The sequence below is a fragment of the Bradyrhizobium cosmicum genome (assembly GCF_032290525.1).
Lineage (GTDB): Bacteria > Pseudomonadota > Alphaproteobacteria > Rhizobiales > Xanthobacteraceae > Bradyrhizobium > Bradyrhizobium cosmicum_A.
In genome coordinates, this window is sequence record NZ_JASXTA010000009.1 from 282,980 (window position 1) to 292,626 (window position 9,647).

9 protein-coding genes, 1 tRNA gene and 1 pseudogene are annotated in these 9,647 nt (G+C 59.7%); 7 read left to right on the plus strand and 4 right to left on the minus strand.

Annotation, left to right across the window (positions count from 1 at the left end):
- Positions 1-30: 30 nt before the first annotated feature.
- Complete coding sequence (locus QSV46_RS18895) at positions 31-519, plus strand: cyclic nucleotide-binding domain-containing protein (RefSeq protein ID WP_314954401.1); 489 nt, start codon at positions 31-33, stop codon at positions 517-519.
- Here the strand turns inward: QSV46_RS18895 and QSV46_RS18900 are convergent.
- Positions 458-1,285 (minus strand): metallophosphoesterase family protein, encoded by an 828-nt coding sequence (locus tag QSV46_RS18900; protein WP_314954404.1) that lies wholly within the window; start codon positions 1,283-1,285, stop codon positions 458-460. The two genes, QSV46_RS18895 and QSV46_RS18900, sit on opposite strands and share 62 nt — an antisense overlap.
- Positions 1,286-1,439: 154 nt before the next feature.
- Here QSV46_RS18900 and QSV46_RS18905 point away from each other — a divergent pair, with 154 nt between their 5' ends.
- Positions 1,440-2,126 (plus strand): DNA-3-methyladenine glycosylase I, encoded by a 687-nt coding sequence (locus QSV46_RS18905; protein ID WP_314954408.1) that lies wholly within the window; start codon positions 1,440-1,442, stop codon positions 2,124-2,126.
- A gap of 218 nt (positions 2,127-2,344) precedes the next feature.
- Entirely contained in the window at positions 2,345-2,638 is a 294-nt protein-coding gene (locus tag QSV46_RS18910; protein WP_314954411.1) for a hypothetical protein, read from the plus strand.
- Between the two features lie 67 nt (positions 2,639-2,705).
- Here QSV46_RS18910 and dinB read toward each other — a convergent pair.
- Positions 2,706-3,803: pseudogene (dinB, locus tag QSV46_RS18915) on the minus strand (DNA polymerase IV); the annotation flags it as partial.
- 216 nt (positions 3,804-4,019) lie between these two features.
- Between dinB and QSV46_RS18920 the strand changes: the two are divergent.
- Positions 4,020-4,229 (plus strand): hypothetical protein, encoded by a 210-nt coding sequence (locus tag QSV46_RS18920; protein WP_314954414.1) that lies wholly within the window; start codon positions 4,020-4,022, stop codon positions 4,227-4,229.
- Between the two features lie 189 nt (positions 4,230-4,418).
- On the opposite strand, the gene QSV46_RS18925 is transcribed toward QSV46_RS18920, so the two are convergent.
- Positions 4,419-4,886, minus strand: coding sequence for a DUF305 domain-containing protein (locus tag QSV46_RS18925; RefSeq protein ID WP_314954416.1), 468 nt, complete (start codon positions 4,884-4,886; stop codon positions 4,419-4,421).
- A 702-nt stretch (positions 4,887-5,588) separates the two neighbouring features.
- A tRNA-Arg gene (locus tag QSV46_RS18930) sits at positions 5,589-5,659 on the minus strand.
- A gap of 133 nt (positions 5,660-5,792) precedes the next feature.
- Between QSV46_RS18930 and QSV46_RS18935 the strand changes: the two genes are divergently transcribed.
- From QSV46_RS18935 to QSV46_RS18945, 3 genes are all read left to right on the plus strand, one after another.
- Complete coding sequence (locus QSV46_RS18935) at positions 5,793-7,061, plus strand: tyrosine-type recombinase/integrase (RefSeq protein WP_314954419.1); 1,269 nt, start codon at positions 5,793-5,795, stop codon at positions 7,059-7,061.
- A 143-nt stretch (positions 7,062-7,204) separates the two neighbouring features.
- Positions 7,205-7,933, plus strand: a complete 729-nt coding sequence (locus tag QSV46_RS18940; protein ID WP_314954422.1) for a hypothetical protein — start codon at positions 7,205-7,207, stop codon at positions 7,931-7,933.
- 788 nt (positions 7,934-8,721) lie between these two features.
- A complete protein-coding gene (locus QSV46_RS18945; protein ID WP_314954424.1) occupies positions 8,722-8,925 on the plus strand; it encodes a hypothetical protein in 204 nt (67 codons plus the stop codon).
- Positions 8,926-9,647: the final 722 nt, after the last annotated feature.

The following is a 9,647-nucleotide window of genomic DNA, read 5'->3' on the forward strand; positions in this document are numbered from 1 at the left end:
GGTATCCCCAGCGATGGGAGCTTTCGCGAGATGCGCGCAGTTCTGGATCATTGCACCGGCGGAACGGAGCGGCAGATTGCGGCCGGCACGCTCGTCGTCACCGAGGGCGGCACCAGCAGCGGCCACCTCTACGTGCTGGTGGAGGGCAAGCTCGAGGTGCTCAAGAGCGATACGGTGGTTGCGACCATCGTCGAGCCCGGAGCGGTGTTTGGCGAGATGTCCGTGCTGCTCGGGCTGCCGCATACCGCAACGGTGCGGGCTTCCTCGGATTCGGTCATCTATGAGTTCGAGGATGCGGCGTCATTCCTCATACAGGAGCCGGAGGTGGCGCTGCTGCTCGCGCGCACGCTGGCGCAACGGCTCAACGTCGCCAACACCTATCTTGCCGATCTCAAGCGGCAATATGCCGGCCACGGCACGCATCTGGCCATGGTCGGCGATGTGCTGCAGAGCATGATCAACCTGCCGCCGCTTGAGGTCTCGCCAGGCTCGGATCGGCAATCCGACCCAAGGATGTGAGCCAGTCCGGCGGCTCCTCGATCAACGCAGCCGGCCGCCTCAGCGGCGCGTCGAGATCGACCCATTGCGCCTCGCCAGCCGCCAGCCAGAACGCCTTGTTCGCATCGAGATCCAGCACGATATGGGTCGGCGGCCGTCCCGGTTGCAGGCCCGTGTTGAACACCCAGGTCTGGCCCAGGCGGTCGAACCAGGATCCGTCGGCGATGAAGGGCGACTGGTGCACATGGCCCGAGATCACCATCGACGGCTGATACTGCATGACCCACTGCACTAGCTCGACATCGCCGAAGAAGCGCTTGCCGCCCCAGCTCGTCGGCGAATTCGCCGGCGGCGCATGATGTATCCAGATCCAGCGTTGTGGCCGATTGACGGCGGCGTCTCGCAGTTGCTCGACGATGCACTGCTTGACCAGCGGCCCGTCCCACCACGGGCACACCGTGAACAGCGTGTCGCCGATGGTGAGGCTGTCGCCGTCGCAGGCAATCCCGAGCTCCCGCACCTCCGAGATCCAGCGCGAGACCTTTTCACCTTCCACATTGCGCTCGTCGAGATCGTGATTGCCGGAGCAGAGGATCACGCGGGTCTGCGCCGCGAGCAGCGCGAGGTACTTCTTCACCACCACGATCTGCGCGCGAAAATCCACCATCGAGCCGATGTCGAGCGCATCGCCGGCGAAGATCACGAGGTCGAACTGGGGGGCCGCGCTGACCAGCCAGTCGAGCTGCGGCAATGAATAGTGCAGGTCGGCCACGACCAGGCAGCGCATTTGAAAATCCGTTCGCGAGATTGAAAATGTCTGGGAATTGCAAAACGTCATAAAGCAAGAAGCAGACCAGCACGGCCGCGTCCTCCCGTCAATCGCGGGGCTGGACCCGATCATCGAATTCTGATGTCGTGGCGCATCCCAGCGCGGTATCCGCATGACCTCCTTCAAGACGATTCGCGCCCGCGCCGAGAAGCGCAAGGGCGGGCCCAGGGCGCTCGACAGGCTGATGCCCGAAAAGCCCGACCTGAAGGGCCTCGCAAAACTCGGCGACGACCGCATCCTCGCCGAAATGAGCAAGCGGGTGTTCTGCGCGGGCTTCGCCTGGAGCGTGATCGATTCGAAATGGGACGGGTTCGAAGAGGCCTTCCTGCATTTCCAGCCGGCCAAGCTCACCTTCCAGCCGGAGGACTATTGGGAAGGCCTGCTGCGCGATACGCGCATCGTGCGCAACGCCGCCAAGATCATGTCGGTGCGCGACAATGCCGCCTTCGTGCAGGAGATCGCGAAAGAGCACGGCAGCTTCGGAAAGTTTCTGGCGAAGTGGCCGTCGTCCAACGAGGTCGGCCTGCTCGATCTTCTGACCAGGCGCGGCAGCAGACTCGGCGGCAATACCGGCCAGATGCTGCTGCGCTTCGTCGGCTGGGACGGATTTGTGACCTCCAGGGACGTCGTCGCCTGCCTGCGCGGCGCCGGCCGCGACACCGCCGAAGAAGTCAAATCCAAGGGCGACCTCGCCAAGGTGCAGGCACAGTTCAACGCCTGGGCCGAAGAGACTGGCCTGCCCTACACCTACCTGTCACGGATCTGCGCGCTCTCGGTCGGCGGGGTCAGGAGCGAATAGCCGCATCTTCGGCGTGTACCGCGGCGAATCATGTGGATCGTGTGGCGATCCCGTGCCGCGAGCGCGGCAGATGCAACGCGCGATCACGAAATGAATTCTGTCGGAACAATTGTGCGCAGGACCCGTTCGGAAGTTTGAGCCAGGCGAACAACGGCGCCGGGAACGCCCGTTCTGGCCCATTCCCAATGAAACCCGGTACGACAGAAACGGAGCAGCCCATGAAGCTCACATCCGAACAGGTGAAGCAGACCGTTAACCAACTCGGCGCTCAGGTGCTGCCCGACGAGCATCCGGCGATGCCCCAGCTCAACAGCATGTTCGGCGAGCACACCTTCTTCGTCGACGAGATGGGACTGAAGGTCCTCGAACCCACGCCGTCGCTGGGTGCGGAGCGCGAGACCGGCGAGGTCGTCAGCCTCGCCGACTGGAGCGATGCCGAGCTGACGCGGCTGATGGCGCACGAGCCAGAGCCGACCGGCGTGATCGTGGTGTTCGAGCACGTGAGGCATTGATTGGTTCGAGCGGATCGGCATTGTCATTGGTGAAAAATCCTGCCGCTGTCATTGCCGGTCCGGCTCGAATGGGGAATGTCAGCTGCGGCTCCGGATCGTCCCCGTCCTGAAGGGAAGACAGCGATACTCCAAGCAGCCTGACGGACTTGGGCGGCGGCATCTCCAATTCGAGCAGGCCGCAGGCCAGCCGCTCCAGTTCGTCCCTGCCCGCAACCGGCGCGGGGAGGGACCTGCTGCGCGTGATGATCTCGAAATCGGCAAACTTGATCTTCAGGGTGACGGTGCGGCCGCGGTTGCCGGTCGTCTCGCAATGGCGCCAGAGCTTGTCGACGAGCGGCCTGAGCTCGGCGACCAACGCGTCGAATTCATCGAGGTCGGTCGAGAACGTGGTCTCCGCGCCGATCGACTTGCGGATCCGGTTGGCCCGGACCGGCCGCTCGTCGACACCGCGCGAGATCCAGTAGTAATAGGCGCCCGACTTGCCGAAGTTCGTATTCATGAACTCCAGGGTCTGGTTACGAATGTCCAGACCGGTGAATAGGCCGAGCGCGTTCATCTTTGCGCTGGTCGCCGGACCGATCCCGTGGAATTTGCCGACGGGCAGCGTCTCGACGAAGGCAGGCCCCATCTCCGGCGAGATCACGAACTGACCGTTGGGCTTGCGGTGATCGGAGGCGAGTTTTGCCAGAAACTTGTTGTAGGAAATACCTGCGGAAGCGTTGAGGCCCGTCTCGGCCTTGATGGTCTCGCGGATCCGCAGCGCGACGTCCCGCGCCAGCGGAATGCCTTGCAGGTTCTCCGTCACGTCGAGATAGGCCTCGTCGAGCGACAACGGTTCGATAACAGGCGTGTACTCGGCGAAGATGTCGCGGATCTGCCTGGAGATCGCCTTGTAGACCTCGAAGCGCGGCCTGACGAAGACCAGGTCGGGACATTGCCGCTTCGCGGTCACCGACGGCATGGCGGAGCGAACGCCGAACTTGCGGGCCTCGTAGCTGGCGGCCGCAACGACGCCGCGTTCCGCCGAGCCCCCGACCGCGACCGGCTTGCCGCGCAACTCCGGATTATCGCGCTGCTCCACGGACGCATAGAAGGCATCCATGTCGATATGGATGATCTTGCGGACGGGTGGGGATTCGCCGGTCACGGTGCCGGATTCGCTCATGGAAAGATGATACAATTGCGCGGTGAGAAGCGCGAGGTGGTGGATGCTTCGATTGCTGGCCTTCGCCGCTGCAGTGATCGGCCTCGGCTGTGCTCAATACGTCCATCCGGCGGTTGAATTGCGGCGTTCTGTCTCGACGAGTTCAAAAGGCAGTCTCAGGCTTGTGAGTGGCGAGCGTGGGCAGGCGACCTAATATGAGCCCGCGGAGGACAGCACATGCAATACAGCTCCGAACTCGTTCAGACGATGCGCCAGGCCCTCGAGACCGTGATGGCGAGCGTGCCCGCCCATCAGTCGGTGTTCGGCCTGAAAGCGGCGGTGGCCGAATGCATCCTGAAGGCTGCCGCACACGGCCAGACGTCGTATGACGGACTGGTGACGTCCGCCTCGGACCAGATTCAGTCGATTATCGCGATGCTGACGTGAGTATTTGCCTTATGAAGACATCGACGCGATCCTCAAGGGATGAACTTCCCCGAACATGAAGAACGTCACCCGGCGCGCGGCAAGCGGGCTCGCCGACCATCGCGACGATCGAGAGCTGTAGCTTCATGTCATGCGAGTATCCGAGATGTCCAAAACGGCCGACTGATCACAGCCTAGGAGCGCCACGATCTATGTCCGCTGGAGGATCGCCTTCATCTGGTCGATCTCCTTACGCTGTGACCGTTCGATGTCGCCGCACAGGCGAATGATCTCGGGGTCGCTCAGCTTTGCATGCTGACACATCAGGATCGCGCCCGAGTGGTGCGGAATCATCGAGCGAAGAAAGGCGCGATTACCAATCGTTGTTTGGGTGCGGATCAGGGCGAAGCTGCCGACGAAGACGATGATTGCGCCCGCGAGGATCATGGCATTGGTGCCTTTCGACGGAAACATGTGGCGCATTCCGAGGATCATCAGCACTACCATCGGTGCAACCATCGTCAGCGTCATGTAGAACATATTAAGATTGTGGTAAAAGCTATCGAGCCCGTCGATCATGACGAACATCACGAGATACATGATGACGCCGCTGATGATTGTCTGAACAATCAAGCTAGTATAACCGCTCGTGTTCGTCTTCATCTTCGTATCGTCCATGTCGGCGCTCCTGACTCGACTCTCTAAGAGTTGTCGAACCTCGGACGGTGCTGAACTCATTGCGTCCTCCATTCCAGGAACAGCGAGTCTATCGCGCGCTGGTGTGGCGCCGGCTCCCTCATCCTTTCCAGCGGCAGCACTGATCAGAGATCCGACAGCCTCAGCCGTACTGTTCGGCTAAGGCGTCCGTCTCGGTCTTGCCGATACGCCGCCAGACTGCATCCAGCTTGAGACGAATGGTCTGCGCCACCCCATGCATCAATTTCACTTTCTGGTGTCGATGAACTGATGATCCGGTTGCGCATTCGTTGCGCAGAAGGCCAACGCTATGGATGTGTGACCGTTCCTGCCCGAGGCGATTCGAACTTCTCGTCGTTCCGGACCGCCGCAGCTACGATGCGGAAGTCACGTACCCAGCGGCTCTGGATTGGCGGAATTTGGCGCAGCGACGCGATTTGAAAGTGTGAGCTCCACTTTGCGGGTAGCGTTCAGACGAACTGAGTTGCCTCGTCTTCTGATTCCGCTTGCTCGAGCGACCGATCGACTGAGGGCGTTCGACGAACGCTCCTCAAATTCGTCTGCAAGGTCCAATGCTGCGAGCGCCACTCAGTTTACCCGCGATTTCTCTAAACTACGCCGTCAACCGCTTACGCGATGCGAATCGGCCATATTGAAAAAAGACGACTAAGTCTCTGAAACTAATGGCGCACCCGACACGATTCGAACGTGTGACCTTTGCCTTCGGAGAGCAAAGGTGACTAAATTACTCTTGCTTACCTGAAATCCCTTGGAATATCTGGCCTCCAGATATAGGCTGGAAAAGGCCTGATTTGGGGGCTACGGTCGTTGCTCCGAATTTCCCTCGATTTCCGGCACCTGCTTACCCGGTGCTTACCTGAGGGAAAATTGCCGAAACTGACCAAACGCACAGTCGACGCCGCCGAAACCACGGGAGCCGACGTCTTTCTGTGGGACGACGATCTGCCGGGCTTCGGCCTGCGGGTGAAAAAAAGCGGGGCCAAGTCCTTCATCGTCCAGTATCGGAACGTGAATGGGCGGAGCCGCCGGCTCACTCTGGGTCGGTATGGCGTCCTGACGCCTGAAGAGGCCCGCAAGGACGCAAAACTTGCCCTAGCGGACGTCGTCAGGGGTTCAGATCCTGTCGAGAGCAAGAAACTCGCCCGCGGCGCCATGACTATAGAGGAACTCTGCCGGGAATACCTCGACAAGGCCGAACGCGGCCTGATCCTGACGCGGCGGGGCGAGACCAAAAGCGGGACGACTCTGTACAGCGACAAGGGGCGCATCGAGCGGCACATCATCAAGCTGGTTGGCAAGAAGACCGTGAAGGGCTTCACATCCACCGATGCCAAGGGCCTCCAGCGCGACATAATCGCCGGTAAGTCCGCCGCGGACGTGAAGACCAAGAAGCGCGGCCGCGCAATCGTGACGGGCGGCAAGGGTACCGCGGCCCGTACGATGGGTCTCCTCGGCGGGATATTCAGCTACGCTGTCGATGAAGGGTACCGGCCCGACAACCCCGTAAGCGGTATCAGGCGACCAAAGGATCAAACGCTCGAGTGGCGCCTGGATGATGCGGGCTACCGTCGCTTAGGTAAATGCCTCGCCACTGCGGAGGTGAACGGCGACCATTGGCAGCCCGTCCTTGCAAGCAGGGCAGCCGCGATGACGGGCTGCCGTCTGGATGAGGTCGAAGGCCTGCTCAAGACTGAAGTCGACCCTGTCGGAATGGCGCTGCGGCTCGGCGACAGCAAGACCGGAAAAAGTATCCGGCCTGTGGGGCCCGCCGTTATTGCCGTTCTGAAGACGGCAATGGCCAAGTCGAAATCCAAGTTCGTCTTTCCCGCCGTCACGACCGACTCCAAGCACCACACTGGTCTGACCCGCTGGCTGAAGAAGGTCTCTGCCAAAGATGTACCGGGGATTACCTGCCACGGGCTGCGACACTCGTTCAGCTCGACGGCCGAGGATATCGGCTATTCGATCCCGACTATCAAAGCGCTTATTGGGCATTCCAGGGCAAGCGTCACTGAAGGATACATTCACAAGATCGATTCGGCGCTCCTCGCAGCTGCCGATCGGATCGCCAGGCACATCGACGATGCCATGACCGGAAAGAAGCAAAACAAGGTCGTCCAGCTTCGGAAGGCCTAATCAATCGGCGCGGCTAGGGTAGCTCCCGAAAAGCTGACCCTCAGTTGCTCGCCTCGTCACTTTTACGCGATCTGCGGAGACCTTCCGGTATGATGAGCAAGAGAGCGCCCCCCCGGATCGCTAAGACCGTGCGGGATGTGGACTTGGGCATTCCCAAAGCTATTCCACAGAGGGACATGGAGGCGCTTTTTGAAGCACACGGTCTGACGGCCTCTCAGCAGACTCAAACGGAAGCCTTCTTAAGGAAACTCATTCATGAATTTGGGAATGAAATAACTAAAGTACGGCGACGGCGCACTCGTGCTGATGATCGTAAGAAGCTAAAGCATGCGATTGAAAGGCTGTCGGAGGCGCAACGCTACTTAAAAACATGCGGACCAATTGGTCAGACCATCGTTCGAAACAACATATCGCATCTTGGAGAAATGTTCAGCTCCAGCTGGACGCGCCAGACCTTCCCAAAGTTCGAGTTTCCGAAACAAACGTACGCGAGCGTCAATCCAAGAAGCCGGACCTCTCCGAGGGAGGAGCGCGTTCACATTGAAGAACATACGCTTCAATACCGCCGTCAATTTGCTCGCAGCCAAAACATTTCTCTTGTCTCAGCTGCGTTGGGCGAGATCCACAATTCTCTCGAGGAAGCGTTGAGGCGAGGTAAAAAGCGTGGCGGTAGGAATAAGGCAGAACTCCGACCGTGTTTCATCATGAATCTTGCTGATTTCTGGAAGCAGATCGGCCGAGACCCTTGGGCTACTGGGTCGTTTCAATTTCCCCAATTTTGCGAACATGTGCTCAACTACGTGGGTTGGCCTACGACGGGCTTGAGGGCTACGATCAGCAAAGCCCTCGCAAGTTTGTCAGAGCGCTCGTAATCAATCCAAAAATCATGACTAGTTACGGACAGAGGGCCTAAACGAGCGCTGTAGATTTCCTTGCATCGACGGAGATTGCTCCGTGAAGACGCGAGGCGCAGATGGATACTCTCCAGAAGAAAACTCCTGAACCTGGTCGCCTGCTCAGGCGAGCCGAAGCAGCCAAATACGTTACCGACACTTATGGGATACCTTGTTCTCCCAAGACGCTAGCCAAAATTGCTTGCGTGGCTTCAGATGGGCCGCCCTTTCGGCTTGCCGGCCGCACCCCGTTATACCCAACGTCCGGCCTTGACGAGTGGGCCCACAACAAGATCGGGCCGTTGGTCCGATCAACCTCTGAAATGCACCGCCCGATCTTGCCATCTCGCAAGGTCTCCTGATGATGACAGAGACTATAATTGTGGTTTCTCCGTCGTTTGATCGGCGCGGCAAACGTCGCCATGACAGGTTTGACGCCCGCCTTAAGGACGACGCTGAAGTGATCTGCGGGGCGACGCGACAGCCTCTGCTGGACTCCAGCCGGGTGCTGTTGGCGAGGGGCCTCGACCCTTCGACCGTACTCTGCATGGTGCACTCACATGCCCCGACGGTGGTCACCCTGCGTTCGCCAATCGGCGTCGCGGCGCAGTACGACGTCATGGGCAGCGCGTTCGTCCGAAGAAAATCAATCACAGGGCCTATGCCAAGCTCGGGGATCGCGAACGGCGGGTGGTCGGCTGGGTCGAGGGTGCCCGGCAGCACCGAGGCCGCTGCCGGGGTTCCGCATAAGGACCCGCTTTGCGAACATGATCGTCAGCACCATCGCCGACATCAACAGCGGCCTCACTGGTGTCGACGTCAACAGCTACCTGTCTTCACCGAAAGGAAAGTTGAAAAGCCGACGTGAGCGTCAACTCACGTCGGCCAAAATGTCGTCCCTAAACCGGAATGCTAGGTACAACAATGCCAAAGATACCGCGCAATCGGGCGCAGTGCCACGCCGATTTTGATCTCACCCCTCTTGGCCAATATGCGGTCAGTCGGGACGCTGCCATCCTAACTCCCGGTGGACGGCACGTTCAGCGCTTTACGAGCCTTCCGGCCAGCCTCGCGAACCTATACGCGGCCATAAATGGCCTCGGCGAAGTTCGATGAATCGACCGCTTTGATGCGACGAGGCTGCTGAATGACAAACCGGCGTGATTATCACAAGCGTACTGGTAAAGACGCTCGACCGCGCGAACGCTATGTCAGACTCCTTGAATACATGCTCGCGTCGGCAGCATGGCAGGCGCTCGATGGGAGCAGCAGAGCGCTCTACATCGAGTTAGCGAGGCGCTACCGAGGGCCAAACTCTAACAATGGTAAGATCCCGTACAGCGTTAGAGAAGCCGCCAAGGCACTTAACGTCGGACGTAGTACGGCCCAGCGCTGCTTTCAGTGTCTAGTTGCCCATGGCTTTATTAGAGTAAGCAAGAGAAGCGGTTTCAGCATGAAGGGCCGCGTTTCAACTGAATGGCTACTGACAGAGTTTCCGGACGACACTCAAGCCACGCTTGTGACAGCGAGCAAGGATTTCATGAGATGGACACCCGATAATTCATTTCGCAGTCCCATGTCAGGCACTAACAGTCCCATGCCAGGGCCATGAATGGAGAGCCGGCTCCGCAAATTTGGACAGGTCGATAAGTGGAGTTTCTGCCTGACAGCGGGCACGCTGGTGCCTGCGAAT

Bases quoted from the DNA above. Each gene is read 5' to 3' on its own strand.
- QSV46_RS18900 (WP_314954404.1), bottom strand. From the start codon at position 1,285: ATGCGCTGCCTGGTCGTGGCCGACCTGCACTATTCATTGCCGCAGCTC.
- QSV46_RS18905 (WP_314954408.1), top strand. From the start codon at position 1,440: ATGACCTCCTTCAAGACGATTCGCGCCCGCGCCGAGAAGCGCAAGGGC.
- QSV46_RS18895 (WP_314954401.1), top strand. From the start codon at position 31: ATGCGCGCAGTTCTGGATCATTGCACCGGCGGAACGGAGCGGCAGATT.
- QSV46_RS18920 (WP_314954414.1), top strand. From the start codon at position 4,020: ATGCAATACAGCTCCGAACTCGTTCAGACGATGCGCCAGGCCCTCGAG.
- QSV46_RS18910 (WP_314954411.1), top strand. From the start codon at position 2,345: ATGAAGCTCACATCCGAACAGGTGAAGCAGACCGTTAACCAACTCGGC.
- QSV46_RS18925 (WP_314954416.1), bottom strand. From the start codon at position 4,886: ATGGACGATACGAAGATGAAGACGAACACGAGCGGTTATACTAGCTTG.
- QSV46_RS18945 (WP_314954424.1), top strand. From the start codon at position 8,722: ATGATCGTCAGCACCATCGCCGACATCAACAGCGGCCTCACTGGTGTC.